General features: G+C 63.4%; 25 protein-coding genes and 1 tRNA gene. 14 read left to right on the top strand and 12 right to left on the bottom strand.

The features are described from left to right. Positions 1 to 21: 21 nt before the first annotated feature. Complete coding sequence (locus ACVDFE_RS02830; RefSeq protein WP_458429474.1) at positions 22 to 3,219, top strand: penicillin acylase family protein; 3,198 nt, start codon at positions 22 to 24, stop codon at positions 3,217 to 3,219. 46 nt (positions 3,220 to 3,265) lie between these two features. Here ACVDFE_RS02830 and ACVDFE_RS02835 read toward each other — a convergent pair whose 3' ends face one another. Further along, the gene (locus ACVDFE_RS02835) at positions 3,266 to 4,123 is read right to left on the bottom strand and encodes a hypothetical protein (RefSeq protein ID WP_458429475.1); all 858 of its coding nucleotides are present in this window, start codon (positions 4,121 to 4,123) and stop codon (positions 3,266 to 3,268) included. Positions 4,124 to 4,286: 163 nt separating this feature from the next. Here ACVDFE_RS02835 and ACVDFE_RS02840 point away from each other — a divergent pair. Both ACVDFE_RS02840 and ACVDFE_RS02845 read left to right on the top strand, forming a co-directional pair. Beyond that, positions 4,287 to 4,362 (top strand) — tRNA-Arg (locus ACVDFE_RS02840). 135 nt (positions 4,363 to 4,497) lie between these two features. Further along, positions 4,498 to 6,075 carry a tyrosine-type recombinase/integrase gene (locus ACVDFE_RS02845; protein ID WP_458429476.1) on the top strand — a complete coding sequence of 526 codons (1,578 nt, stop codon included), beginning with the start codon at positions 4,498 to 4,500 and terminating at the stop codon, positions 6,073 to 6,075. Here ACVDFE_RS02845 and ACVDFE_RS02850 read toward each other — a convergent pair. Next, positions 6,050 to 7,213 (bottom strand): hypothetical protein, encoded by a 1,164-nt coding sequence (locus tag ACVDFE_RS02850; RefSeq protein WP_458429477.1) that lies wholly within the window; start codon positions 7,211 to 7,213, stop codon positions 6,050 to 6,052. The genes ACVDFE_RS02845 and ACVDFE_RS02850 overlap by 26 nt on opposite strands. 141 nt (positions 7,214 to 7,354) lie before the next feature. Here ACVDFE_RS02850 and ACVDFE_RS02855 point away from each other — a divergent pair, with 141 nt between their 5' ends. From ACVDFE_RS02855 to ACVDFE_RS02870, 4 genes are all read left to right on the top strand, one after another. Further along, positions 7,355 to 7,699, top strand: a complete 345-nt coding sequence (locus ACVDFE_RS02855) for a hypothetical protein (protein ID WP_458429478.1) — start codon at positions 7,355 to 7,357, stop codon at positions 7,697 to 7,699. Then, the gene (locus tag ACVDFE_RS02860) at positions 7,696 to 7,956 is read left to right on the top strand and encodes a hypothetical protein (protein WP_458429479.1); all 261 of its coding nucleotides are present in this window, start codon (positions 7,696 to 7,698) and stop codon (positions 7,954 to 7,956) included. The genes ACVDFE_RS02855 and ACVDFE_RS02860 overlap by 4 nt, the downstream gene beginning before the upstream one ends. Positions 7,957 to 8,080: 124 nt before the next feature. Next, on the top strand, positions 8,081 to 8,965 hold the full coding sequence (locus ACVDFE_RS02865; RefSeq protein ID WP_458429480.1) for a helix-turn-helix domain-containing protein: 885 nt from the start codon (positions 8,081 to 8,083) through the stop codon (positions 8,963 to 8,965). Beyond that, the gene (locus ACVDFE_RS02870) at positions 8,958 to 9,821 is read left to right on the top strand and encodes a helix-turn-helix domain-containing protein (protein WP_458429481.1); all 864 of its coding nucleotides are present in this window, start codon (positions 8,958 to 8,960) and stop codon (positions 9,819 to 9,821) included. Before ACVDFE_RS02865 ends, ACVDFE_RS02870 begins: the two co-directional genes overlap by 8 nt. Positions 9,822 to 10,045: 224 nt before the next feature. On the opposite strand, the gene ACVDFE_RS02875 is transcribed toward ACVDFE_RS02870, so the two are convergent. Genes ACVDFE_RS02875 through ACVDFE_RS02895 form a run of 5 tightly spaced genes read right to left on the bottom strand, consistent with a single transcriptional unit; the run spans position 10,046 to position 13,976 of the window. Continuing rightward, entirely contained in the window at positions 10,046 to 12,214 is a 2,169-nt protein-coding gene (locus ACVDFE_RS02875) for an FtsK/SpoIIIE domain-containing protein (RefSeq protein ID WP_458429482.1), read from the bottom strand. Beyond that, positions 12,207 to 13,037 (bottom strand): hypothetical protein, encoded by an 831-nt coding sequence (locus ACVDFE_RS02880; protein ID WP_458429483.1) that lies wholly within the window; start codon positions 13,035 to 13,037, stop codon positions 12,207 to 12,209. Before ACVDFE_RS02880 ends, ACVDFE_RS02875 begins: the two co-directional genes overlap by 8 nt. Then, positions 13,034 to 13,363 (bottom strand): hypothetical protein, encoded by a 330-nt coding sequence (locus tag ACVDFE_RS02885; RefSeq protein ID WP_458429484.1) that lies wholly within the window; start codon positions 13,361 to 13,363, stop codon positions 13,034 to 13,036. The genes ACVDFE_RS02880 and ACVDFE_RS02885 overlap by 4 nt, the downstream gene beginning before the upstream one ends. Then, entirely contained in the window at positions 13,360 to 13,698 is a 339-nt protein-coding gene (locus tag ACVDFE_RS02890; RefSeq protein WP_458429485.1) for a WhiB family transcriptional regulator, read from the bottom strand. Before ACVDFE_RS02890 ends, ACVDFE_RS02885 begins: the two co-directional genes overlap by 4 nt. Next, positions 13,695 to 13,976, bottom strand: a complete 282-nt coding sequence (locus ACVDFE_RS02895; RefSeq protein WP_458429486.1) for a helix-turn-helix domain-containing protein — start codon at positions 13,974 to 13,976, stop codon at positions 13,695 to 13,697. The genes ACVDFE_RS02890 and ACVDFE_RS02895 overlap by 4 nt, the downstream gene beginning before the upstream one ends. A 152-nt stretch (positions 13,977 to 14,128) precedes the next feature. Here ACVDFE_RS02895 and ACVDFE_RS02900 point away from each other — a divergent pair, with 152 nt between their 5' ends. From ACVDFE_RS02900 to ACVDFE_RS02910, 3 genes are all read left to right on the top strand, one after another. Further along, positions 14,129 to 14,527 carry a helix-turn-helix domain-containing protein gene (locus ACVDFE_RS02900; RefSeq protein ID WP_458429487.1) on the top strand — a complete coding sequence of 133 codons (399 nt, stop codon included), beginning with the start codon at positions 14,129 to 14,131 and terminating at the stop codon, positions 14,525 to 14,527. A gap of 228 nt (positions 14,528 to 14,755) precedes the next feature. Then, positions 14,756 to 15,865, top strand: coding sequence for a tetratricopeptide repeat protein (locus tag ACVDFE_RS02905; RefSeq protein ID WP_458429488.1), 1,110 nt, complete (start codon positions 14,756 to 14,758; stop codon positions 15,863 to 15,865). 80 nt (positions 15,866 to 15,945) lie between these two features. After that, positions 15,946 to 17,028, top strand: coding sequence for a hypothetical protein (locus tag ACVDFE_RS02910; protein WP_458429489.1), 1,083 nt, complete (start codon positions 15,946 to 15,948; stop codon positions 17,026 to 17,028). 80 nt (positions 17,029 to 17,108) lie between these two features. Here ACVDFE_RS02910 and ACVDFE_RS02915 read toward each other — a convergent pair whose 3' ends face one another. Continuing rightward, positions 17,109 to 17,684 (bottom strand): NUDIX hydrolase, encoded by a 576-nt coding sequence (locus tag ACVDFE_RS02915; RefSeq protein ID WP_458429490.1) that lies wholly within the window; start codon positions 17,682 to 17,684, stop codon positions 17,109 to 17,111. Between the two features lie 239 nt (positions 17,685 to 17,923). On the opposite strand from ACVDFE_RS02915, the gene ACVDFE_RS02920 reads away from it, so the two are divergent. Further along, entirely contained in the window at positions 17,924 to 19,282 is a 1,359-nt protein-coding gene (locus tag ACVDFE_RS02920; protein ID WP_458429491.1) for a pentapeptide repeat-containing protein, read from the top strand. A 275-nt stretch (positions 19,283 to 19,557) separates the two neighbouring features. Here the strand turns inward: ACVDFE_RS02920 and ACVDFE_RS02925 are convergent, their stop codons facing one another. Further along, on the bottom strand, positions 19,558 to 20,394 hold the full coding sequence (locus ACVDFE_RS02925; protein ID WP_458429492.1) for a hypothetical protein: 837 nt from the start codon (positions 20,392 to 20,394) through the stop codon (positions 19,558 to 19,560). 399 nt (positions 20,395 to 20,793) lie between these two features. Here ACVDFE_RS02925 and ACVDFE_RS02930 point away from each other — a divergent pair, with 399 nt between their 5' ends. Both ACVDFE_RS02930 and ACVDFE_RS02935 read left to right on the top strand, forming a co-directional pair. After that, positions 20,794 to 21,057 carry an NUDIX hydrolase gene (locus tag ACVDFE_RS02930; protein WP_458434254.1) on the top strand — a complete coding sequence of 88 codons (264 nt, stop codon included), beginning with the start codon at positions 20,794 to 20,796 and terminating at the stop codon, positions 21,055 to 21,057. Positions 21,058 to 21,174: 117 nt separating this feature from the next. Beyond that, positions 21,175 to 22,023, top strand: coding sequence for a hypothetical protein (locus ACVDFE_RS02935; protein ID WP_458429493.1), 849 nt, complete (start codon positions 21,175 to 21,177; stop codon positions 22,021 to 22,023). A 204-nt stretch (positions 22,024 to 22,227) separates the two neighbouring features. Here ACVDFE_RS02935 and ACVDFE_RS02940 read toward each other — a convergent pair whose 3' ends face one another. The 3 genes from ACVDFE_RS02940 to ACVDFE_RS02950 all read right to left on the bottom strand — a co-directional run bounded on the left by ACVDFE_RS02940 (position 22,228) and on the right by ACVDFE_RS02950 (position 23,750). Then, the gene (locus tag ACVDFE_RS02940; RefSeq protein WP_458429494.1) at positions 22,228 to 22,386 is read right to left on the bottom strand and encodes a hypothetical protein; all 159 of its coding nucleotides are present in this window, start codon (positions 22,384 to 22,386) and stop codon (positions 22,228 to 22,230) included. A gap of 373 nt (positions 22,387 to 22,759) precedes the next feature. Then, positions 22,760 to 23,245: a hypothetical protein gene (locus ACVDFE_RS02945; protein WP_458429495.1), complete on the bottom strand. Its 486-nt coding sequence runs from the start codon at positions 23,243 to 23,245 to the stop codon at positions 22,760 to 22,762. A gap of 34 nt (positions 23,246 to 23,279) precedes the next feature. Further along, positions 23,280 to 23,750: an N-acetyltransferase family protein gene (locus ACVDFE_RS02950; protein WP_458429496.1), complete on the bottom strand. Its 471-nt coding sequence runs from the start codon at positions 23,748 to 23,750 to the stop codon at positions 23,280 to 23,282. A 183-nt stretch (positions 23,751 to 23,933) separates the two neighbouring features. Here ACVDFE_RS02950 and ACVDFE_RS02955 point away from each other — a divergent pair, with 183 nt between their 5' ends. Further along, complete coding sequence (locus ACVDFE_RS02955) at positions 23,934 to 24,854, top strand: LCP family protein (protein ID WP_458429497.1); 921 nt, start codon at positions 23,934 to 23,936, stop codon at positions 24,852 to 24,854. The last annotated feature ends 245 nt before the right edge of the window (positions 24,855 to 25,099 follow it).

Raw genomic sequence — 25,099 nt, forward strand, 5'->3', positions numbered from 1 at the left:
GCACGGAGAGGAGCTTCGCGGATGCGGAGAGCCAACCCGGTGACGTCCCTGCTGGCCTCCGCCGCCGTCACCGCCTCCCTCGTCATCGTCCCCGGCGCACCCGCCCAGGCGGCGCCCGCGCCCACGTTCACCGCCGACGACTACTGCCTGGGCCAGTGCGGCGACGTCCTGCCGCCCGGCAACAACGGCAACGCGACGCTGGCCGAGATCCTCGCCCACAAGGCGTTCGGCACCCGGCCCGCGCACTCCGCCGACCAGCTCGGCAAGTACGACGCCCTCGTCGCCGGCTACGGCGGCCTGTCCAACGCCCAGCTGACCGACTTCTTCAACGACGCGTCGTTCGGCGTGCCCGCCGACCAGGTCGAGAGCACCGTCAAGCCGCGCGCGGACGTGACGATCGTGCGCGACAAGAAGATCGGCATGCCGCACATCACCGGCACCACCCGCTCCGGCACGATGTTCGGCGCCGGCTACGCGGCCGGCCAGGACCGGATGTGGCTGATGGACCTCTTCCGCCACCTCGGCCGCGGCCAGCTCAGCGGCTTCGCGGGCGGCGCGCCGGGCAACCGGGTGCTGGAGCAGTCGTTCTACAACCAGATCCCCTACACCGAGGCGGACCTGCAGAAGCAGATCGACACCGCCGCGGCCAAGGGCGGCGACCGCGGCCGGCAGGCGCTGGCCGACGTCAACGACTACATCGCCGGCATCAACGCCTACCTGACCCAGGCGATCAGCGCGCGGAACTTCCCCGGCGAGTACGTGCTGACCGGCCACGCGGACGCGATCACGAACTGGAACGACATCCAGCCGTTCAAGTCGACCGACATGGTGGCCATCGCCGCGGTCGTCGGCGGCCTGTTCGGCGCGGGCGGCGGCGGTGAGGTGCAGTCGGCGCTGGTGAAGCTGGCCGCGCAGAACCGCTACGGCGCCACGGTCGGCGAGCAGGTGTGGAAGGCGTTCCGGGCGCAGAACGACCCCGAGGCCGTGCTGACCCTCCACAACGGACAGTCGTTCCCGTACGCGGCCTCCCCTGCGTCCCCCGCGGGCGTGGCACTCCCGGACGCGGGCAGCCTGACCCCGGAGCGGATGATCTACGACGAGGTGGGCGGAACGGGTGCCGCGGTCTCCGTTCCCGCACCGGACGAGCTGAAGAAGGCTTCCGGCATCTTCGCGGACGGCGTGCTGCCGGCGGACCTGCTGAACAAGAAGCACGGCATGTCGAACGCGCTGGCCGTGTCCGGCGCCCACACCGACTCCGGCAACCCGGTCGCCGTGTGGGGCCCGCAGACCGGGTACTTCGCGCCGCAGCTGCTGATGCTGCAGGAGCTCAACGGCCCCGGCATCCGCTCGCGTGGCGTGTCGTTCGCGGGCGTCTCGATGTACGTGCAGCTCGGCCGCGGCGTCGACTACTCGTGGAGCGCGACCTCGGCGGGTCAGGACATCGTCGACACCTACGCCGTGGAACTGTGCAACCCGGACGGTTCCGCGCCCTCCAAGGCGTCCTCGCACTACCTGTACCGCGGCGCGTGCCTGCCGATGGAGCGGCTGGAGCGCAAGAACGCGTGGAAGCCGACCGTCGCGGACGGCACGCCGGCCGGTTCGTACACCCTGGTGATGTGGCGGACCAAGTACGGCCTGGTCGCGAGCCGCGCCACCGTGGGCGGCAAGGTCGTGGCGTACACGACGCTGCGCTCGACCTACCTGCACGAGGTCGACTCGATCATCGGCTTCCAGGAGCTCAACGACCCGACCGCCATCCGGTCGGCGACCGACTTCCAGCGGGCGGCCGACCGGATCGGGTACGCGTTCAACTGGTTCTACGTCGACTCGAAGGACACGGCGTACTTCAACTCGGGCCTGAACCCGGTGCGCAAGTCCACTGTGGACCCCAACCTGCCGGTGTGGGGCCGCCCGGAGTTCGAGTGGCAGGGCTTCGACGGCGACGAGAACACCGCGCAGTACATGCCGTTCGCCGGCCACCCGAACTCGATCAACCAGGACTACTACGTCTCGTGGAACAACAAGCAGGCCAAGGACTTCACGTTCGGCGGCTTCGGCCACAGCGCCGTGCACCGCGGTGACCTGCTCGACGGCCGCGTCCGCGCGCTGATCACCTCCGGCCAGAAGGTCACGCGGGCGGCGCTGACGAAGGCGATGGCCGAGGCCGCGGTGGCCGACCTGCGCGCCGAACAGGTGCTGCCCGAACTGCTGCGCGTCGTCGAGTCCGCACCGGTCGACCCGGCGCTCGCCCCGGTCGTGCAGCAGCTGAAGGACTGGCAGCGCTCCGGTTCGTTGCGCAAGGAGACCGCCAAGGGCAGCAAGACCTACGCCCACGCCGACGCGATCCGCGTGCTGGACGCGTGGTGGCCGCTGCTGGTCGCCGCGCAGTTCCAGCCGTCCCTCGGCACCGACCTGTACACCGCCCTGGTCGGCGCCATCCAGGTGGACGAGGCCCCGTCCGACACCCACGGCGCCGCCCCGCACAAGGGTTCCTCGTTCCAGTACGGCTGGTGGGGCTTCGTCGACAAGGACCTCCGCAAGGTCCTCGGCGACCCGGTCCAGGGCGCGTTCCCGCAGACCTACTGCGGCGGCGGCACCCTGTCCGGCTGCCGGACGGCACTGGTCGACTCCCTGAAGCAGGCCGCGGCCAAGCCCGCCACCCAGGTCTACCCCGGCGACGCCGACTGCGCCGCGGGCAACCAGTGGTGCGCGGACACGATCATCCACCGTGCGATGGGCGGCATCACCCAGGACAAGATCCACTGGCAGAACCGCCCGACCTACCAGCAGGTCGTGCAGTTCCCGTCCCGCCGCGGCCAGAACATCACCAACCTGGCCACCTCCGCGACGGCCACCGCGTCATCGCACGAGACCGGCTGGAACACCCTCCCGCCACAGCACGTGGTCGACGGAAACCCGCAGTCGCGCTGGGCCAGCGATTGGAGCGACGACCAATGGATCCAGGTCGATCTCGGCTCTGTGCAACGGGTCGGTCGCGCTGTGTTGCAATGGGAATCGGCCTACGCCACCGGCTACCGCATCGAGCTGTCCAGCGACGGGACAAACTGGCGCAACGTTTTCGCGACAAGTAGTGGCGACGGCGGCTCCGATGTCGTAGCGTTTACGCCACAGGACGCGAGGCACCTCCGGATGACCGGTACCCACCGGGCCACTCGGTACGGATACTCCCTGTACGAACTTGAGGTCTACAGCTCGTAGGCCTTCGAGATGAGGCCGCCGATCCACCCCCAGGGGTCGGCGGCCTCTACTTATGCCCGTTGTTGTGTCCGTTGTGGACACCGTCGTCCTGCTCCCCGGCCGGCAACCCCACCTGGTCGGCGAACTCGGTGGCGATCCGGCTGCCCCCGTACACGCTCAACGCCTTGGCCAGGTGCTGCTGCAACTCCACCCGGTGCTGGTCCCCGAGCTCCGGCAACGCCTTCTCGACGCTGCTGATCAGCGACTCCGCCCAGTGCTTGGCCGGCTGCTGCTGCGCGATCCGCACCAGCTGCGCCAGCTCGTCCGACAGCTTCACCGCTTCCTCGACCCGGTACCCGTTGCGCTGCAACCACCAGATCGTCGCGGTCCCGACGTCCGTCAGCACCTCGTCACGCAGGTACCGGATCTCCTGCCGCTCGATGTCCCGCTCCGCCAACTTGAACGTCGAGCTCCGCAACAACTCGATGTGCTTGCGCGCCATCTCCAGGTCCCCGTCGTCCACCTCGACCTTGACCTGCTCGGCCCGCGCCCACACGTGCGTCCCCGGCACCTGCTGCTCACGCGCCAACTCGTCCCCGAGGTGCACCTGCAACGCCGCGTGGTGCACCAACATCCGCGACGAACTGATCTCCGTGGCCCGCTGCACCACGTGGTGGATCGCAGCGCTCTTCGGCGAGTTGTGCCGCAACCCGGTGGCCAGGTCGAACCGCCACACGACGTTCATCTTCAACAGGAAGTCCAACCCGTACACCGCACTGGGCAACGGCGTCTCGAACTCCTGCTGATGACTGCTCGCCGGCGGCACGTACGTGTAGTCGTCACGCCGGTTCGGCACCCGCCGCCGCCACCAGGACCGGACGGCCCCCAGCGGGCCAGGACGAAAGTCGGGCCAGGGTCTGCTCACGCCCTCTGCGTACCCGACGCATCCCGTCGGGAGAAGGTGGCCTGCCTCACTTCCTTCGAACGGCCGCACCCAACTCGTTCGGTCCCTTACCGAGCGTGATGGCTCTGGGTAGGCGGGGGCCTGGTCAACTCGGTGGCGGTGGACCGCTAGACTGCTCACGCCAGCCCTAGTAGCTCAGGGGATAGAGCATCGGTTTCCTAAACCGTGTGTCGCAGGTTCGAATCCTGCCTGGGGCACCACCTTTCGCCGGGTGAATTTACAGCCGCTGACCTGCACAAACGGGTCAGCGGCTGTAGTTTTCAGCGACTACTGAAGTCGATCTCTAGTCCATGACGTGACAGGACTTGTGACATGAACGCGCGTACGTTCCCGTCATGGCCTCTTCCAAGCAGGGGCGCAAGCCCCGCCAGCGCGGCAGCATCGACACCCTCCCCAGCGGCAACCTGCGGGTCCGCGTCTACGCGGGTACCGACGCCCTGACCGGTAAAGAGAACTACATCACCGCCGTGATTCCAGCCGGTCCCAAAGCCGCGAAGGAAGCCGAGAAGGAACGAACTCGAATAGTCAACCAGATAGATGAGCAACGAAATCCAAAAACCAAGGCGACCGTCAACCAACTCATGGACCGCTACCTGGAGTTGCTTGACGTTGATGACACCACGCGGATCAGCTACGAGGGGTACATCCGGAACCACGTCCGCCCTCTGCTTGGGAAGCACAAGCTCACCAAACTTCTTGATGGCGAGACGCTGGATTCCTTCTATGCAACTCTGCGGCGCTGCCGCAAGCACTGTGACGGCAATCCGTACTTCGAGCACAAGACTGACGGAGAGCACACGTGCGACCGAAGGTGCAAGCCACACAAGTGCAACCCCCTCGCAACCTCGTCAATCCGACAGATCCACTGGTGCCTGAGCGGAGCGTTCAAACGCGCCAAGACGTGGCGCTGGATCTCGGAGAACCCGTTCTCCGGCGACGCTCACAAGCAGAAGTCAGTGACCCCAAACCCGAAACCGCCGACCGCCAAAGAAGCAGCGGCGATCATCAATGAGGCGTTCCGCATCGGCCTCGAATGGGGAACGTTGGTGTGGATGACCTTCATCACCGGCGGTCGTCGTGGCGAAGTATGTGCTTTCAGGCTCGATCTTCTAGAGCTCGATTCCGCCGTGCTCCCCCTCACTTCGAGCATCGCGCAGTATGGCAAGAAGACCTGGGAAAAAGAGATCAAGACGCACCAACAGCGACGAAACACCCTCGACCAAGTGACCGTCGCACTGCTTCACGCGTACTTGGCTCACGTAACCGCCAAAGCGCAAGCGATCGGCGTGAAGCTTCACAAGAAGGGGCGCCTGTTCTCGCTCGATGTCGACCACTCCACATGGATCAAGCCGTCCACCGTGTCCCAGCGGTTCACGCGGATGTGCACTCGCCTTGGGCTCGACATCTCCATGCAGAACGTCCGCCATTATTCCGCCACCGAGTTGATCGCTGCCGGTGTGGATGTTCGCACCGTAGCCGGTCGGCTAGGGCACGGCGGAGGCGGAACCACAACACTTCGCGTTTACTCCGCCTGGGTTGCTGAAGCAGACCAACGCGCAGCAGGAACACTCATTGCGCACATGCCTGAACTTCCCATTGAGATCGATGCAACAGGCACCTCAAGGCTTGCTGTCGAGCCGGAACGCAACGATCCCTACCAGCGGATATTTGCCGATCTCCGAGGCGCGATCGCTTGCGGCGCCTTGAAGGCTGGGGACCTGGTCCCGACGAACATCGAACTCCAAGGGCGCTACGGCGTGAAGGCCGGAACCGCACACCGCGCAATCTCAGAACTCAAAGCAGCAGGGCTGATCAAAGTCAGTCGCGGAAAGCGCGCTGTCGTACTCGGCCCGGATGAGAGTCCGGATATTGCAGATGTGGTCAACCTCAGCCGAAGGCGAGAAGCGAAGTAAGCCGCTTATGCTGTCGCTGAGAACCAATCTGCGTTGCCAGCAACCGCGCACGACTCACGTGTGCGGTTGCTTCGTCCTTTGCGCCAGTCACAGTGAAAACCTGCACCAGATCCACTCTCAAAGCAGTCTCCGCACGAGCGAACGAAGGATCTAGCCGCTTCAGCACATCGGATAGCACGTCGATTGCCTCCCGCGCCCCCAAGCGTGCAAGCGCACTGCCGCGCCACCTCGCAAGGTGAGTGGAGTCGAACACCAGGTACGGCACCTCTGCACTGTCGATGTTCGCTGGCATCTTGCGCAGCGCTTCATCAAAGGCTCGCATGCAATCTTGGCTCTTTCCGTTCGCTGCACAAGCCTCGCCGTATCCGGCAGTGAGCCACGAGAACAGCAGACCTGGAACCTTCCCCTTTGCGATCGATCGCGCGTACTCAGTGAGCTGGACCGCCGCATCCACTTCGCCAATGTCAAGCAGGACCACTGCTTGACCCGCACACGCATAGGCTTCCAAAGCTGGCGAGTTGGCTTCACGCGCTGCGACCCGCACAGAGTCGTAATGGTCCCACGACTCGCTGACCAATCCCTGGTCGAGCGACTGCCACCCCGCAAGGGCGGAAGCATCAACAAGGACCTCTGACAGGCTCGACCGAACACACTGGTTCAGGACATCGCGCTTTGCGCGCTCCATCTGTTCAATCTGGCCACGTAGCTCCCCGAGCAACGCCGATGCCCCGAGACGTCGATCAATAACGCGCGTTATATCGAGCTTCCTCCGCAAAAGGTCGACCGTGTCCACGTCCAGATTTCGTCCGGCCGCTATGCGCGCCTGCAACTCAATGTCGTGTTCCGCGGAGACAGATATTGTTTCCTGCACCGGCTTAAGCAACCGGTCTACAGGCACGTTCATCATGTCTTCAAGCAGTCGGCGAAGCGGTGCGTTTGGCATACCGAGCGGGCTGCCGTCATCACGACGACCAGACACCAGGCGGTGCACATGCCGCACGCTCACCGAGACTTTCATCCCGCGCTCGTGAGCAAACCGCGCGGCGTCTCGGCTGAACTCTTCAGCGGTCTGCCGTCGCCGGCTGAGCAACTCGCCGAACAACGTCCTCGGTTGGCGCCGTTCATCCTTCGACTCCATCGGCTGACCTCTCCGTCTCACTGATGTCAGCGCTGATGAGTCTAGGTCACCAAATGGCACTAGATGGCACAGCCAGGTCATTTACACCCGCTTCGCCCCCGGAGAGGCTGATGTCTGCGGTCACGAACTTCGGGAAGGACGGTGGTGGTCGTGGTCTGGGATGCAACGGGAGTCGTGCTGTTCGTCGTGTGGCTGCTGCTGCCACCGGCGTACGCCGTGGTGTTCGGCCGGAAGTACGTCAGACAGTCCCGAGCGGCTGCTGAGGAGGCCGTGAACGCCGCCCACGAGGCTGCGTGGGCGCACGCGGACGTCCAGGACGCGCTGGACGGGCTGGAGCCCCTGCACAGGCCTCAGGAGGACGTTCCGGTCTCTTTGCCGACGGCACGGACAGCAGACACACAGGAGTTGCCCGCAATCCGGCCGCCCGTGTCGGTCGGGAAGCACAGGCTTGACGAGTCACGGCCTGTGCAAGGGGTTACGTCGTGACTCCCGACGAGACCGACCTGATCACCGAGTTCGGCAGGATCTCCAAGCTCATGCCAAACGTGCTGTTCGACTTCATCATGGGCACCCTGGCACCGGAGCGACAGCGGGAGTTCGGCGAGATTCTGATCGTGCTCGGAGAGCTTCTGGTCAACCACGCCGACGACCGCAAGCAATCCGAACAACCGACGACGGTTGACGCTGTCGAGAACCAGGCCGAGCAGGCCGTAGGGCTCACCAAGCGATTGCCGCCGCGATAAAGCCGCCAGCCTCCGGGGCTCCGTCTCACCCCCCGTCCGAGGTTGGTCAGGGAGAGCCGGCGCGGTGCGCGTCGCCGCGTCGGCTTCTCGCGTCGCCTCTTCGAATCAGTGCAAGGAAGTTGGTATGCCTAAGCGGATCTCTACTGCGCGTGGTCGTGAGTTCGGTGCTGGTCTGAGGGCGGCGATCGAACGGACCGGCCTGACCTCGCGTGCGCTCGCTGACATCGCGGGCTGGGACGAGTCCAAGCTGTCGAACGTGTTGAACGGCAAAGCTGGCGCCAGTCTGATCGAGGTCGCCGCGCTGTTGGGTGCCTGCCGGGTCAAGGCCGCTGAGGCCGCTCATCTGTTGGCGCTGTGCCCGGACATGCACGTCAGGGGCTGGTGGCAGCAGCACGGCGTGCACGCGCCGATCCAGGTCCGCACGGCTGTCGAACACCTGAAGCTGGCCACGACGTTGACGGACTGGCGCCCGCACATGGTGCCGCTGTTTCTTCAGACGGCCGACTACATGTGTGAGGTGCTGCGCGTGTCCTCCACAGTTCCGGCGGACGAACTGCAAGACCGAGTGAAGGCGGGGCTTGCTATGCAGGCGTCGCTGTCACGCGGCGTGCGGTGCACCTTCTTCCTCCACGAGTTGGCGTTGCATCTGCCTGTCGGTGGTGCTGAGGTACACGCCGGGCAGTTGCTGCACCTGTTGTTCATGGCGAACCGGCCGAACGTCACGATCCGGATCGTGCCTGCCTCGCTTGGCGCACACGCGGGCTTGGCTGGACCGTTCACGTACTTGACGTTTGCGAAGTACGAACCGCTGGTGTGGATGGAGAACGAGAACTCCAGTCTCTTCGCCGAGGCGGTGGACGCGATCGAGGGCTACGACAAGGTCGTTCGTGCGCTTGCTGCCAGCAGCCTGGACGATGCCGCCTCCCGAGAGCTGATTGTCCGCCTGGTCGACACCTCGTGGGGTGCTGACGCTGAACTGTTGAGGATGCAGGCGGCGCACGATGCCTAAGGGGTTCAAGTCGAGTCTGGCAAACCGGGCCGTTGCACGTGCGCTTGCATTGTGGCGCAGGGAAAGCGGCCTGAGTCTGGCGGAGGTGACCGAGCGCGTGAAGTGGTCCGCCGCGAAGACCTCGATGATGCAGAACGGGCTCGTCCCGATCAGCGCTGCCGACGTGATGGCGCTCGCGCTGGTCTACGGGATCGACAGTGTTCGGCGGGAGCCGGTGTTCTGGGCTGCGCAGCGCGCACGTGATCCACGCACGTTCGATCTGACGACCAACGATGCGGTGCCCTGCGTGGGCTGGACGTACTCCGAGGTTGAAGCCGAGGCGAGCTACGTACGTGCCGTGGCTCTGGACGTCTTGCCCCCGCTGGTCCGGACATCCGAGTACTCCGCTGCGATCGAAGGCGAGGCTTTCCCCGAACAAAGTCACCGCCGGTATGACGACCTGCACCGTGCGCGGGTGCTGTCCCAGTTGGACGAGGATCCGACGCTACGAGTGGAACTCGTGCTGGGACAGGCGGTGTTGCGGCGGCCCGCCGGCGGTGCGCTGGTGATGGCAGACCAGTTGTTCCAGTTGGCGGTGTTCGCTCAGCTTCCCGGCGTGAACATCTACCTCGTACCGGACAGTGCGGGCGTCGTCGCGGGCATGACCTCGTTCGCGTTGCTGTCGTTCCGCGAGGCGCAGTTCGACGACGTGGTCTACCTCGACAGCCCCCACGGCGATGTGTGGCTTGAGAGCGAGTCTGAACGTCGCCCGTACCTGGAGTTGTTTGGGCGGCTGATGTCCACGACGCTCACAGCCGCCGAGACAGCCGAGCACCTTCACAACGCGGCACAGAACCTCAAAGACGCCGCGCGCTGACCAGCACGCGACACCGGCGCGCGGTCGTGTAGTGACGGGTCGGCCGTGTGCGGCGCACCTCTGTGAGAAGTGCACCGCACACGGCCGTTTCCCGTGGTTGTGACGGGTCATCCGTCACGCGTCACACCCGTCACGGCGGGCCGTTTCCGCTGGTGAGCACCGGTTTTGCACCCGTCACAGGGCGTGTGACGGGTGGCGGGTCCGCTGGGACGGGTTGTGACGGGTCAGCGGTCATCGTCGATCACCTCCACGTCGATCACTGCCGCGTCGCGGGCACGCCGGATCGCCGCACGGATGTCGGCGACGGCGTAGCCGCGTACCTGTTTGACGCCGTCCTGTGTGGGCACGCGGTCGCGGGTCGGGCTACAGCCGAACTCAGCCATGTCGAGGCCGAACCCCTTGGGTTCAACTCCGAGCGCTTCCACGAGTTCGGCGGTGGGTACGAAGTCCCTGCCTTCCTTGCTGTCGAGGTCATCGGCGAGGTAGTCCACAACGGACGCCAGCGGTTCGGGCAACTCGACCTCGTCCACCCGTTCCGCATCCGTGATCGCGGGCGCGGCTGCGCCGATGGCCTTCGCCACGGCCGCGTGATCGAGCACCGGTTGCGTTCGCTGCCCCGCCGCGTGCCCGGTGAGCGTTCCTTCCGCCTCCCGCAACGCTCGCCCGCGTAGGCAGATCTCCCTCCAGTCCTCATTGGGCATGTAGAACGTCCGCACGGTCAGCGCGAGCAGGTCCGCACCGGCCTGGGTCTCCCCGTCAGGTCGCAGGATGCCCACCCCCTTGTGCGAGGGCAGCAGGCGACTGGAGTCGTACCCGCGCGTGTTCATCTGCTCGCCCAGGATGATGTTGCTGTCACGCCAGTCCATCACCCGTAAGGCGAACCGCGACCCGAGCACCGCGCGAAGGCTGGACGGGATGGTCTTGCTGTCCGGCCGCTGCGTCGCGAGCACCAAGATCACACCTGCCGCCGGCGCCTTCTTCGCAAGCCACGTCAGCAGCTCGCCGATGTACTCACCTGCCGTGAGCTTCTTCCCCTGCACCTCAACAGGAGTGCGGTCCTCCAGCGGGATCTGTACCTCGTCCACGATCAACGCCGTGATCGGCATGTCCAACGATGAATCACGGGACATGTCCGGCGTCACCTTCGACTCGGGACACGTCAGGTCGTCGAGGTCCTGCATCCTGCGATAGCGGCCCTGGACGGCCGCGACCAGTTCCACCAGCCAGTCCAGGAACGCCAGCACGTGTTCGCTGTCGTCGCCGGACATGAACCGGTGCGCGACCTGTTCAGCAGCCTTCCAGTCCTTGCCGTTCTTGAAGTCCGCCACGTACAACCGGGTGTGCGGGTCCAAGATCAAGCCTGCGGCCGCGAGCCGTTCGGCCATCGTCTTGCCCTGCCGAGGAATCGCGCCAATGAGCACCGACGTCCACACCATCGGCAGATCGATCCGGCGTCCGCGCGCGTCGGTGCCGAAAGGCACCGGCCGCCACGCATCCCACCTGAGCACTCCGAGCAACGGGGTACGGATGGGCGGCGTGGCGTAGGGGTCCTCATCGGCAACCCACATCGCCACCCGTCCGGCGTGCCCGCCGTTGCCGCGCACCCGCTCCACACTCAGCTGAATCTCATCCACGGCCAGCGCGGACGCCAAGGCCTCCCGATGCTTGACGACGTCGGCCGCCTTGCGGGTCGCGGGCAGGTCAACCGTGACCGCCCATCCCTGACCTCTGCGCGTGGCCCGGTCGACCAGGCGCAGCGTCTCGTCCTTACCGATCAGCTTCGCGTCCCGGAACGCGTCCACGAGCACCTGAGGGTCCATCGTCCAGGTCAACGTTCGCGGTCCAGCGAGCACCGCCTTACGTCCAGGACTGCCGTCCTTGCGCCTGCCGAGGATCGCCAGTGCGACGGCGACCACCACGCCCGAGATCCACAGCGCCCGATGCCCGTACAGAAGATCGAGCACCGCGACCACGACCGCCACCGTGACCACCGTGGCCCCGGTGACCTTCCACCGGAACAGCGTCAGCTCCCGAATGTCGGTGAACTTGTCCGCGAGCTTCTCCGACTGCTCGGCTGCATCCCGGTAGTCCCGCACGGTCACCCAGGAACGCCACCACCGGACCGCGACCACCAGGCCGCGCACGACCGCGCCCGTGAACCGGAACGGTGAACGCACCACGGCCACCACGACATCCTTCAAGGCCTGCACCGCGTGAACGCGATCCTTCGCCCACAACGGCACACGCGGTGAACGCCGCCACGCGTTCATGAACCGCTGTCGCCACGACGGTTGCAGCAGTGGGGAAGCATCGTTCACGAACTCACCCTCGAACACCGCCCGCACGGGAAGCGGCCCGTCCGCGCTGACGAACTCACGGCCGTGGTCACTCATCACGACCACCTCCGCTCACCTCAGCCGCCAGCGCGGCGGACAGACGAGACGACAGCCCGCGCGAGCAGCCGGTGACACCACGGACCCACGCCGGGCTCACCACGACATCAGGCGTCCACGCTTCGCGCGCAGCTATCAGATAGTCATTGAAGGTGACTCGACTCTGCGGGCGATTGTTGTTGCGCCGCTTGGGTTTCGGCGCCGCCGGCCTGGGCTCCGCGGGGCGGTCCGCGGTGACCGTTGCCGAGCGTTCCGACGCTTCCGTGAACGCCGCCGAAACTGCCTCCGTCAGCTTGTCCCGCAGGTCCGTCACAGCTTCCGCCGCGACGAACACCACGAGCGGCGGAACCGAGTGCAGGACCACGCCCGAGACCGAACCGGCCGCCCACGAGTGCCACGTGTTCATGACGTAGGTAGCGGCGAGCGTGAACCACTTCGCCCGCCGGGTCCACGCACCCGTGCGCACCTGATACCGCGCGGTCACCTGCTCTGCTCGCAGGATCGCCAGCAGCACCAGCGACACCGTTGGGTCGAGCAACCATGCCGCCAGCCACGGCAGCGACCACGCCGGCGTGCCCGCCGCCGCGAAGCTCTGGACGTTGGTCATGGTGAACCCGAGACCGAGCACGATCCCCGACCAGCACAACTGGTCCACCTGAGCGCGCACCCGCTCGACCCGCAACGCGATCACATCGGGGTGCGTCGCGTACGCCCGCAGCTCCGCCGCCTCCGCCGCATCGGCAGCCAGCCTCTCGGCCGCCGGGGCGGCGGGTGGCCGCCCGAAGGCGGCCACCCTTTCCCGACTCTTGCCGAACGTGCTCATCGCCGTTCACCCCGGCCACGCGGGTTGTCATGCGTGGTGATCGTGAGTGCCTTCGTCAGCGTGTACGCCGCGAACAAGGCGGGCAGGCCCAGCACCACGAGCAACAACGTCACGTCGCCCCGGTGCGTGATCACCACCCACTGCACACCCACGATCGCCCCGGCCATCAGCAGCACCCGCCCGGTCAGCGACAGCAACCGAGCACCAGCACGTGCCGCGTTCGCCGCTGCCTTCGCCCGCCGGGCACTGGCCCGCCAGACCCACAGCAGCACCACGACCACACCCACAACCGCAAGGATCTGCGTCGAAGTCAGGTTGATCGTCACGACGACCCACCACCCTCACGGCGAGCACGCCACACCCGGAACACCTCACGGCGATCTTCCTGCGACAGACCACCCCACACACCCACCGTGTCCTCGCCGGCCGTGCGCAACTCCAACTCCAAGCACACGCCCCGGACCGGGCAGTCCGCACACAACCGCGCAGCAGCCTCGCGGTCGCTGATCTCCTCCTGCTCCCACTCGGGACCATCGTCGTCGGCCCACAGCCACATGCACGCGCCGTCCCGCGTCACGATCTCCAACAGGACCTGATCCGGAACCTTCTCGTAGCGGTCGAGCTCCGCCGCCACGAGCTCGTAGTAGTTCTCCGGGTTCACCACGCACCCCCGGCCTTCTGCTCGAACTCCCGAGCGCTACGCCGCGCGGCGATCATCTCCGCGATGTCGACCACGCCGCCCGACTCAGCGGCCCGCTGGATCAGCTCCTCCACAGCGCGCGCCGGAATGACGTACCGGCTGCGCAGCCGCACGGCGGGGAAGGCGTCGTCATGGATGGCCCGGTAGACCGTCTGCGCGTCCACCCTGAACAACCGCGCGGCTTCCGAGACTGTGTAGAACAGCGGCGGGTTGCTTCCCGCCGCACTTGTTGCAGTCATGATGTGAGTGCCTTTCAAAGAGTGATTTCTTCTCCGAAGGCGCTGACATTGGCGTCAATTCACATACGATCGCCGCTGACATCAGCGCTTTGTCCGTTTTCGGCGCGGTTTGCGCGCTAACGTCGGCGCTGAGGCGGAGCACGGAGGCGTACGTGGAAGAGGACTGGTCGTCGGTCGCGGAGGCAATCAATGCCCGCGCTGACGAGCTGGCGATGAAGCAGAAGGAACTTGCCGAGAGATCCGGCGTATCGCTGGCTATCGTTCGCGAGATCCAACAAGGACGAATCGAGCGACGACGAAACCCACGAACCCTCGAAGCGCTGTCGATCGCGCTCGAATGGCACCCGCAGCACCTCATTGCAGTGCTGCAAGGAAAGACCCCGCCAGCGGCTGATCCGACCGATCAAGCAACCGAGGACCCGCTGGTTCCGCTGCTGCAAACGGTTATTCGCGAACTTCGCGGTCTCCGTGCCCAGGTCGGCGCACTCACCAGCCGCCTTGACGAGTCCGCAAGAAATGCCCGCAAGAACTCGCAAAGGAAGGACAAGTGAGTCCATCCCGCTTGGTGGTTTCTGCGTCGCTGTCATGGCTACAGCAGACCGCCGCGGACGGGGTCAAAATAATTGCTGGCACCTAACAGGGGGCGTGTTAGGTCGAGTTAGGTGCCCAGCTCAGAAGGGGTCGGGGGACTCAGGAAGATGGGGAGACGGAAGCGCGGCGAACCACCACTCACGAAGCTTCAAGGCATCCGTGAGGAGCTTGGACGCACACAGGAACAGGTGGTGCGCTACTTCCTCGCGCGCCGCGAACAGATCCACGACGTTCCTCAGGCGACCGAGCACGCGCTATACATCACGCTCTCTCGTTGGGAGAACGGGCATGTAACCGTCACAGAGCCTGGGTACAGGCGCATGTTCCGCGAGTACTACGGCCGAACAAACGAAGAACTCGGCTTCCCGCCAGACCAAGAGAGTGAAGCACTCGAAGAACTGCGCGACCGCCTGATTGTGGCGCGCAGCATCGATGATGAAACCGTTGAGATGTTTCAACATCAGATCAACAGTGCGCGTGGATCAGATAAGCGCTTCGGTTCTTTGCTGGTGCTCGACCAACTCAACAGTCACATCCGCCAACTGGAAAGCGTCCGCGCGTTCAGTGTGCGGGAAAGTCACCGGCGCCGAATTGCAGCCATCCTGACCGACGCGCGCACGCTCGCCGGCTGGACCGCCCTTGACCGGGGCTCGCAGCTCCAGGCCTGGCAGTACCACGAGGATGCCAAGGTGTCCGCTCGCGAGGCGGACTCACCGCACTTGCTGGCCCACGCGTCCGCCCAGCAAGCGGTAATCCTGCTCGACATGGGTGAGTACCAAATGGCAGTGGAACTGCTGGAGTATGCGCGATATGTAGCCGAACATCGCGTGCCATCCCTACTCAAAACCTGGCTAGCGGCGGCACATGGCGAAGGACTCGCGGCGGCCGGACAGCACGACGCCGCATTGCGGGCATTCGACGATGCAGACTCTCTGATGCCCTCTGATCCCGTGGACCCGGCGATGCCGTTCCTTCTGTTGAACCAAGGGCACCTCAGTAGGTGGCGCGGAAGCGCGCTACTACGGCTTGGCGATCAAGACGCAATCAACCACTTGGAAAGCGCTGCAAAAGCGTTGGACTCCACGCCGAATTCTGCGATCCGCGGGCAAACCGGAATGTACGTCGACCTTGCCTTCGCCTACGCCGCCGCTGGCGATCGGGAAACAGCCCTCGCCTATGCGCGCAAAGCTCGGCAACTTGCCTCCCGCATCGGCTCCGATCGCCAAAGGCAGCGACTAGCGAACCTAGAGCTACCCGGCAATAAGAGCCAGCTCGGCATTACACAGGAACAAAAATAGAAGTTGGGCACCCTCCATGTCGCTCACACCGTCGACTGGGTAGAATCCGCTCCCCTAGGCTGGAGTGTGGATGGGTGGACATGACGATCCTGGCGCAGGAGCTTAACGAAGATCAAAAGCTGATGCTTGACGCAATCTACGCGTCATATGCAAGTCGGGGAAAATGGCCGGACTGGCTGTACGTCAAGCGATCATTTCGCCAGAAGTCACAGAGTGACCCACGAACAGTGCGTGATTCTTTCCCTGTTGTAGGCACACGCCTGAACGGCCCTAGCTACAGCGCGATCCGGTATAGCCCACATGAGCATGGAGACGACGCAGAACTCCGCCTATATATTGCCGCAGGACTTCATGTGTCCAGATTCGCCGACAAGGTCGCCAGCGGTCTTGTCAAGGCGATTCAGCGACTTTCTGTCGCCGCACGCGAGGCGGCCCCAGACGCTGGCGCCTTGACCGTCAGCCGCGATCAGCTTGCCTACCACATGAAGTGGGATACAGACGGCATGCGCGATGTGCCAGACCTTCTGAATGCCGAGCCCATTTCCCTAATTTCCTCATACTTCAAAGATGATAGCGACATGTGGGTGATGACCCTCAATGACGAAGGTTTGACACCCTACAGCAACATCGCCACGATCGAAGATTACGTCTCCAAGACGGTAGAGCTGATTTCCACACTGCCAACGTTTCAGATAGGCAGCATGACTGCTCACAGTATCAAAATTGGACACATGGCGAATGGGGTCAGCACAGGAGCTGCCCCTAGCGCACACCCTGAGTACGTGTCAGAAGACTTGATCGAACAGCTCGAAAGGGTCAATTCCCAACACTGGAACCTCGCCAAGCTGGTATCTATGCTCCGCGAACTAAACTCGGCGTATGCCGCCGGTCATCAATACTCATCGCTGATGTTGTGCCGGGCCGTAATGGATCACGTTCCTCCCGTCTTTGGATGCAAGGCGTTCAGCGAAGTCGGCAGCCAAATAAGCATGCCCGCAACCGATAAGCGGCATCTCAAGTTGCTCGGCGACAACCGGCAAGTTTCCGATGACGCTCTACATCGTCACATCTCCAGGCACAAGGACCTGGTCGAGCTTCATGACGTCCCCCAACGTCAGGGCATAAACACGCTCATTCGACTGGTGATCGATCAACTCAGCTAGGGCGTCGCTGGCAATCGGGAACCGGATTTGCCCATCAAAGGCACTATTCCTAATAGCCAGCGACCCCATGCCATCTCAAGCTAGTCGACGGTGGATGCTCCACGACTATTGCGCGAGGCCAAGTAATAGAGCACTGGAATGATCGCCCCGGAGCCTAGCACTTCTTCCCTCCCGATAAGTTCGAGAAGGCGAGCAGTGGAGACCCATTCGAGCCGTGCCGCTTCCTCACCATCGGTAGGCTCACCTACCTTCTCGAAGTCACGCCAAAGATACGCATCAACCTTTGCGTCGACCATTCCAGGCAGCGGCTGGAAACTTACGAGATGCTCAGGTTCGCCGATCGGGCGGTAGCCAGTCTCTTCCTCGGCTTCTCGCTTGGCTGTAACCGACGGATCTTCGCCGGCCTCGACCAAGCCGCCGATCAGTTCATAGCCCCACTGATCGACAGCAAAGCGGTAGCGCCACAGTGTCAGGACTTCCTCTTGCTCATTGACAAGCAAGGCGACTGCAACGCGGTCCAGCTTCACGACGTGATGCTCGAACCTGCTGCCGTCCGGCGGCTCAACGTCTACCAGGTTTAGTTTGATCCAACGGTTGTCGTAGATGGTCCGCTCACCATGGACCTTCCACCTAAGTTCCTCCGGGTACTCCGTCACCCGCTCAGCCTACGAGCCTGCTGTCGCGTGATCACTCACCCGGTCAGCGGCAGGCACCACAGATCAAGCCGATGAGCACATCGGACGGGCTTCGATGAAGCGTTATTGCCTCCGAGGGCGATCAACAAGGTGTGAACGATCCCACTACACAGTTGCCACCGACAGCCAACGCTTCCAACCGGACTGCAATTGCACCTTCAACCGCATCCCGTTCCCCTCTGCCTCGCTGGACCGTGCCAGTGGTCGCAGTCCTCGTGCTCGCCGCAGGAATAACCGTTCTGGTGGTGTTGTGGCGATGGATCGACACACTTGCCCTTGTCGACATAGAAAAGAAGGCCGCGACACAGTTGGATGCCGTCAAGATATCCGCATCCATTGTTGTCGCAGGCGGCGGCTTGTTCGCTCTTTACCTTGCGGCACGACGCCAACGCACCCAAGAGCAAGAACTAGAAGCGCGTCATGCTGAGCTCAAGCATCGTGAAGCTGAACTCGGACAACGCGACCGAGTCCAAATGCATGCCGAAAAGGTCGCTGAGGACAACCGGCTGCATGCAGAGCGAACAGCTGATGCAAACGAACGCGACGCAGCAGACCGGCGAGTAACCGAACTATATGCAAAGTCGGTCGAACAATTGGGTTCAGACAAAGCGCCAGTGCGCCTTGGAGGACTATATGCCCTAGAGCGACTAGCTCAGCATAACGATTATCAGAGGCAGACCGTAGCAAGCGTGATATGCGCGTACCTACGCATGCCCTACACACCGCCCGAAGAACTCCTTCCCCTGAACACTGACGAAGCCAACCAAGACAAGTACGCCCGCAGCGCACAAGAACGCGAGGTGCGCTTGACCGCTCAACGCATCCTCGGAAACAACCTACGCAGGAGAACCAGCGATGACCCTGCACACCCAACTGCCTGGTCTGACATCGATATCGACCTGACAGGTGCGACACTAATTGACTTCAATCTAGCCAAGTGCGATATTCGCAGCGCAGTTTTCAACGGAGCACGGTTCTTCGGCTTAACTAGGTTCACAAGTGTTGTCTTCAAAAAGAACGCATCTTTCAGGGGAGCGTTATTCTACTCACTAGCTTTCTTCGATAAAGCCACTTTTCATTCTACAGCGAACTTTGATTCCGCAGAATTCGAAGGGGTTGCGAGGTTCACCGCAGTCCAGTTTAGCTACGTATGCTCGTTCAATGATGCGGTCTTCCAAAGAAACGTTATTTTTTCCTCGATCAAGTGCAAGGGTTTCATCAGATTCAAAGATTCAACCTTCAATGGACATGCCAGGTTTGCCAGCGCGGAAATCGCCGCTTCCGCTGTATTTACTGGGGCAACTTTCAAAAAGAAGGCAAATTTTGAGCAGGTTTTCTTCGGCGGAGCTTCCGACTTCACCAACACCACCTTCGAATTCGCGCCGGAACTGGGCATTGGCGCGTTCGCCACGCTGAGAGCATCTTTCGATTCAACCTGGCCTGCCGGGTGGAGCACAGCGAACCAGATTGGGCTTATTAAGGACAAAGAAGAAAAGGCTTGGTACCTTCTAGCCGACAGTTTCCCACCTCAGGAGGCGAACTTGCCGGGTCACCCCTGATCTCAACTCCACAGTGGACGGTTCCATCGCAGGATCGACACGTCCCCATGGCGTGACAGGGTTCGTGACGCGAACCGTAGCGAAAACGTGATACATGCAGGAGTGCGACATGAGTCTTGCAGGGACATAGATGCAGGTAGAGGCCATGGAAGCGGCCGAAAGAGACATTCCTAAACCGTGTGTCGCAGGTTCGAATCCTGCCTGGGGCACCACCTTTCGCCGGGTGAAATCAAGCTCTGACCAGCGGCAACGCGGTCGGAGCTTGATCTTTTTGGTCAGTCACCGTCAGCGAGAGTCTGCCCCTGTGTGCCGCCATCTACGGACTCACCGCGGACTGGATCTGATCCCGACGTAGCGTCCTCAACTGTCGCCTTATCCGGCTTCACGTCAACTGCCGTCGACGTCTGTCGCTCTCGCTCCCACTCCGCGCGCTGCGCCAGGTACTCAGCACGCTCGGCCTCCAGTCGAGCGCGACGTACCTCTCGTTCCTCCGTGACAACCTCGACAGGACCCTTCAACACTTTGGAGTTCCTGAGGAGCTTCTCGATGGCACGAAGGGCTTTCGCAGTCTCGTGCGCGCCGAGCACCTCGACTCTCGCACTGTCAGCCTGCACGTTCAGATCAAGGATGTGCGTCTCAGACCAACGCTTCTTCGAACCATGACTTCCGTACTCGACCTCCACGGAGTACACCTTCGGAAGCTTGCTCTGGAACAGATCCGGAGCGTTGTCAAAGTAGGTACGAAACTCTCTCCCAGGCGCAAACGTCGGAATCGGTTCGTTCAACATTCGAAGATCAGCAAACTTCGTTCGCGCGTCATCATCCACGGTCCGCTGAGGCGTAGGAGTCATCTTGATGCGGACGTCTTTCGCAGGACCTTGTCCGATGTTCTTGATCACGAAGTCGATGAGCCGCCATGACGCAAGGCTGTTTTCGAAGTCAACGACGATGTAGGGGCGCGTCTGATCCTCGTGCGCCGCCGTGACTGCCCGGACCTGTCTGAATGCAGCCAAGACGGCTAGCACCGCACCGAGCAGCGCTAGCGCCGACACAATCGCTGCAAACCCAGCCCAGGCCGTCTGAGTCAGCCCTAGGAACTTTTCCGGTGCCATCCTTAAACCCTTCTGCCGCTCTACCACACATAGGTAGGTAGAGCGGCAATGTTACGCACCATCAGATACGGGGTCGACCTCAGCGACCAAGCAAGGAATCAATGATGCCGTTGACTGCCTCTCGCTGACCGTCGATACATTTCGCATAGACCTTCAACAGCACTTCTACCGAGTGCCCAGCCCGCTCAGCGACCTCAGGAGCCGGAACCCCACCGTTCAACCAGAGAGACACAGCCGCATGCCTCAAGTCATACGGCCGTCCCGCAAGCGGCGACGAGACCTGAGCAGGCGTCAAGGCATACGACCGCGCTTCTTCCCATACGCGGTAGTACGTCGAGTACGACACCAGGCGAGACTATCGGCCATACCGTCATCCGCGAAACCATAGAAGAAACCGGGATCGACGTCGAGCCTGTCGACATCATCGGCGTATACTCCGACCCCGACCACGCTGTCGCTTACACCGATGGCGAGGTACGAGAGCAGTTCTCTATTTGTTTCCGAGCAAGGCTGATCGGTGGGGATCTACGCGAAAGCAGCGAGCCAAGCGAAGTTCTCTGGGTGATCCGCAGCGATCTGGACAGACTCAACATCCACCCGTCGATCCAGCTTCGCATCCTGCACGGGTTCGAGAACCGATCGACACCCTACTTCGCGACCTAGTCAACCGCGTCACGTCGCCCCAGACCCCCGGAACATGCCACCACATCGCTAACATTACTCAAGATCCAAACGATCTACGAGCATAACAACACAAGAGCCATACTTGGAGGTACCCAGGTGCTGTTTAGCCGCCGCGAAAGACTGAAGAAGATCGCAGAACAAGAGAACCAGGGAGCATCTTTCTGGACTCGAAACTTCACAAAAGAAACCCGCGTGCGCATTATTCACGCATTCATTGACGCCACGAAATATCGGATGGAAGAATGCGCTTTGATTGCACGAGGACTAATCCTCCGCGATGAGGGCTGGCTCCATCTCACATCCTCCTCTCTCGCCGAGGTTGACGACTTCCTTGAGTACGCAATGAAGTGCGCCGATGACATGATGCCCACGGTAATAGAAGCAATGCACGAGTCTATGTCTAGCCGACGCGTCTCGGGAGCGCACCCGTACAACTTTCACGGCGAGACTGAAACAATTCTCCGCGAATCGCGAGTTAGCTACGACCTCATCAATGGCCAGATGGTCGAGTTCTCCTCAAGAGAAATGCATGTTGCCGTCATATCTCCAGTCCTCAAACTCCTAGCCACCAACAATACATACTCGGCAGTTGAGGCCGCCTACCAGGACGCACTCCGCGAAATATCCGACAACAAAGGCGCGGACGCAATCACCGACGCCGGCACAGCTCTTCAGGAGATGCTAAACGCCCTCGGCTGCAAGGGAAACGCGCTGGGTCCCCTAATCAAGAACGCGCGAAACAAGGGGATAATCGCGGCGCACGACGTCCGCCTCCTAGACGGGCTGGATGTAATTATGAATTGGGTGTCCGCAGACAGAAGCGAATCAGGCGACGCGCATTCTTCCACGCAAGCCGCCATAGCGGACGCATGGCTAACCGTTCACATCGTTGGAGCACTAATCCTCCGCCTGGCGGAGGCGGACGTAAAGCGACCAGGAAAGTAACGGTAGCGTATCAACACTTCTGTGTTGCAATCCGAAATGCGGGACAACTTGAAGGTACTGCCGAATTGCGCTCTACAGGATCAAGGCCGCCGCTGGCGGCGCGTCCCGCGCGTATGGCGGACACCTTCCATCCCGGCACTCCCGGCATCCGCTTCGCTCCGCCGGTCGGCCGGGCGGCGCTGCGCGCCGCACTCCGGCCTCACCTCACCGACGAGCCTGCTCATAGAGCCATGCCAGCCAGCAGCTCCCCACGAGCACCAGCATGATCACCGCGGACTTGCTGTGCACGGCGCTCGACTGCCGCGACGGCTCCGCCGCCTTGCCACCGGACGATGAGCGTCGATGACCGAGCAGCACGAGCACGCCGGCTGTTGGAACTCCACCCCGCCCCGCGAGCATGACACCGGCCAGTGGTGTCGGGTCAAGGCTGGAACGAGTACCTTGACCCGACACCACTGGCCGCGTGATCGGCATGGGGTCGAGATGAAGCGGGAGAAGTGGCCGAGCACGGACCACGGACTCCTCACGGACTGGCTATGCCAAACGCCCCAACGGATGCAGGCGAACCCACAGGTCAGTAGGCATGAGCGAGCGAGTAGCCCACTTGCCTTCCTAAACCATTTGTCGCAGGTTCGAATCTGCCTGGGGCACCACCTTTCGCCGGGTGAAATCAAGCTCTGACCAGCGGCAACGCGGCCGGAGCTTGATCTTTTCCCACACGGCGCCAAAGCAGGGATCACCTCACCTGCGACCGCACGAAGTCGACGTACGGCTCATAGGCCGAAACATCCCGCCCGGGCTCATAAGTGCTGAGGTAGTAGTAGTCGGCCATGATGTTGGCCTGCTGCTCCGAGTTGAACTCCCCGAACGTCTTCCCCCGCAGCCCCTCGACCCCGCCGTAGTCGTAGAGCCCCTTCACGAAGAACCCGGCGAACGCCGTCGGCAGCAGGCTGAGGACGCTGCGGCCGTGCTGGTACTGGTAGGCGTGGGTCAGTTCGTGGACCAGCCAGCGTTCGTAACGGGCCTGGTTCTGCGGCGAGGTGAGGATTCCCCTGGGGAACGTCACGAGGCGGGGCAGGGTGCGGGCGACACCGAAGGCGCCGAGGAGGCCGCCTTCGGCGAGGGTGAGGGCGCTGATGTCGAGGGCGTCGCCGAAGACCTTGCGCGCGATGTCGGCTTCGCGGGACTCAAGAGCGCGGCGGAACACAGGGCGGAACACCACGGCGGCTCCCTGCTGGGCGGATGGACGATCGTGGTCATGCGCGGTGGTAGCGGACCTCGTCGAGCACGGCGTCGCCGAGGGTTTCGCGGCGGGTGGTGCCGTCGGGGGTGAAGCCGAGGCGTTCGTAGAAGCGGCGGGCGCGCTGGTTGCCGGCGAGGACCCAGACGATGGTGTCCGGGAGGCCTTCCAGTGCTGCGGCGGCCAAGGGGTGGGCGAGGCCGGTGCCCTGGGCGGACTCCAGGAAGTAGATCGCGTACAGCTCGTGGGTGGCGTCCGGTTCGCGGGACGGGCCGACGCTCGCGAAGCCCACCACCTCGTCGTCGGCCAAGGCGACCCAGACGGTGCCGGAGGGGATCAGGCGTTCCCACATGGAGGTGCGCGACTCCACGGACAGGGCGTCGAGGACGTCGTCGGGCATGTGGCCGCGGTAGGTGGTCCGCCACGAGTCGACGTGGACGGCGGCGACGGCGGGTGCGTCGGAGACCACGGCTTTGCGGATTGTCATCGGTGCCCCCAGTGGCGTGATCGGATCGTCGTCGACGCGGGTCGCGGCATTGACGATGCCCTCGCTTTGTACTACCTGAAGGCGAGGTGGTCGCCATCGGCACGGACGGGCTCCGCGAGGCTGTGACACAACCCTGACAAATCCCCTACCGGGTCCGGACAAAGTGCCGGGACCGTTGGGGGTGTGAACGTCCACTGGAAACGATGGCTGGTGGTCTCGGGGGCCGCTGCGGTCATCGCGGCGGGCGTCGTCGTCTGGGGGTCCTACGCCCGGCTGGAGGGCAACCTCCAGACCGTCGACCTCGCCGAGGAGCTCAGCGGCAACGCCCGGCCGCCGCGGCCCACGCAGACGCCGTCGACGCCGGGCAGGCCGCTCAACATCCTTCTCATCGGCAGGGACGACGGGCGGTCCGACACCGCCATGGTCGTGCGGCTGAACGCCAGGGGCGACGCGGCCAGGGTGATCAGCATCCCGCGCGACACGATGGTGCCGCGGCCGCGGTGCGGTGACCACCCGCCGGCGCGCATCGCCATGTTCAACAGCGCCTTCTCCACGGGTGGGGCGGCGTGCACGGTGGCAACGGTCGAGCAGATGAGCAATCTGCGGATGGACCATTTCGTGCAGATCGACTTCAACGGTTTCCGCGACGTCATAGACCGCCTCGGCGGAGTCGACATCACGTTGCCCGAGGCGATCGACGACGACAAGAGCGGACTGCGCGTTCCGGCCGGGCCGAACAGGTTGAGCGGAACCCAAGCACTCGCATTCGTGCGGACCCGGTACAGCATCGGGGACGGAAGCGACCTGAACCGGATAAAGAACCAGCAGCTCTTCCTGACCGCACTCAGTCAGAAACTCGCGGACGAGAACTGGCTCGGCAGCCCGCAGCGGACGTTCGAGCTCGCCGACGTCATGACGAGGTCGATCGTGACGGACGCGGAGCTCGGATCGATCAGCGCGCTGGCGGGCCTCGCCGGCAAGCTCACGGCGTTGCGACCGGGGAGCATCGGCTACGTGACGCTGCCGGTCGAGCAGTACCTGCCCGACCCCAACCGGGTCCAGCCGAAGCAGCCGGAGGCCGACGCGCTCTGGACGGCCGCCTGACTAGCAGGCAGCACCCTGCCACTCACTCGGTCGAGGCCACGGCTGAGGAGACCCCCAGCGCTCCTCAGCCGTGGAAGATCTTCCCCAGCTAGCCGCTACCACTGTGACGGTCTCCCGGTCTCGTGAAAGGACGTGCGGTCGAGGTTGTCAGACCATCTCGTTAGGGTGGGTTCGGAAGGGCCCGTCCGGCGCGTGCGCCGCAGCTCAGGCGGGTGGTGTGCGTTTTCCGGTCCGGACGAGGTGGA

The sequence above is a fragment of the Lentzea chajnantorensis genome (assembly GCF_054300775.1).

What these genes read in the sequence shown, in the direction of transcription:
- ACVDFE_RS02830 (WP_458429474.1), top strand. Translation starts at nt 22, where the DNA reads ATGCGGAGAGCCAACCCGGTGACGTCCCTGCTGGCCTCCGCCGCCGTC.
- ACVDFE_RS02845 (WP_458429476.1), top strand. Translation starts at nt 4,498, where the DNA reads ATGGCCTCTTCCAAGCAGGGGCGCAAGCCCCGCCAGCGCGGCAGCATC.
- ACVDFE_RS02850 (WP_458429477.1), bottom strand. Translation starts at nt 7,213, where the DNA reads ATGGAGTCGAAGGATGAACGGCGCCAACCGAGGACGTTGTTCGGCGAG.
- ACVDFE_RS02865 (WP_458429480.1), top strand. Translation starts at nt 8,081, where the DNA reads ATGCCTAAGCGGATCTCTACTGCGCGTGGTCGTGAGTTCGGTGCTGGT.
- ACVDFE_RS02870 (WP_458429481.1), top strand. Translation starts at nt 8,958, where the DNA reads ATGCCTAAGGGGTTCAAGTCGAGTCTGGCAAACCGGGCCGTTGCACGT.
- ACVDFE_RS02875 (WP_458429482.1), bottom strand. Translation starts at nt 12,214, where the DNA reads ATGAGTGACCACGGCCGTGAGTTCGTCAGCGCGGACGGGCCGCTTCCC.
- ACVDFE_RS02880 (WP_458429483.1), bottom strand. Translation starts at nt 13,037, where the DNA reads ATGAGCACGTTCGGCAAGAGTCGGGAAAGGGTGGCCGCCTTCGGGCGG.
- ACVDFE_RS02895 (WP_458429486.1), bottom strand. Translation starts at nt 13,976, where the DNA reads ATGACTGCAACAAGTGCGGCGGGAAGCAACCCGCCGCTGTTCTACACA.
- ACVDFE_RS02910 (WP_458429489.1), top strand. Translation starts at nt 15,946, where the DNA reads ATGACGATCCTGGCGCAGGAGCTTAACGAAGATCAAAAGCTGATGCTT.
- ACVDFE_RS02925 (WP_458429492.1), bottom strand. Translation starts at nt 20,394, where the DNA reads ATGGCACCGGAAAAGTTCCTAGGGCTGACTCAGACGGCCTGGGCTGGG.
- ACVDFE_RS02950 (WP_458429496.1), bottom strand. Translation starts at nt 23,750, where the DNA reads ATGACAATCCGCAAAGCCGTGGTCTCCGACGCACCCGCCGTCGCCGCC.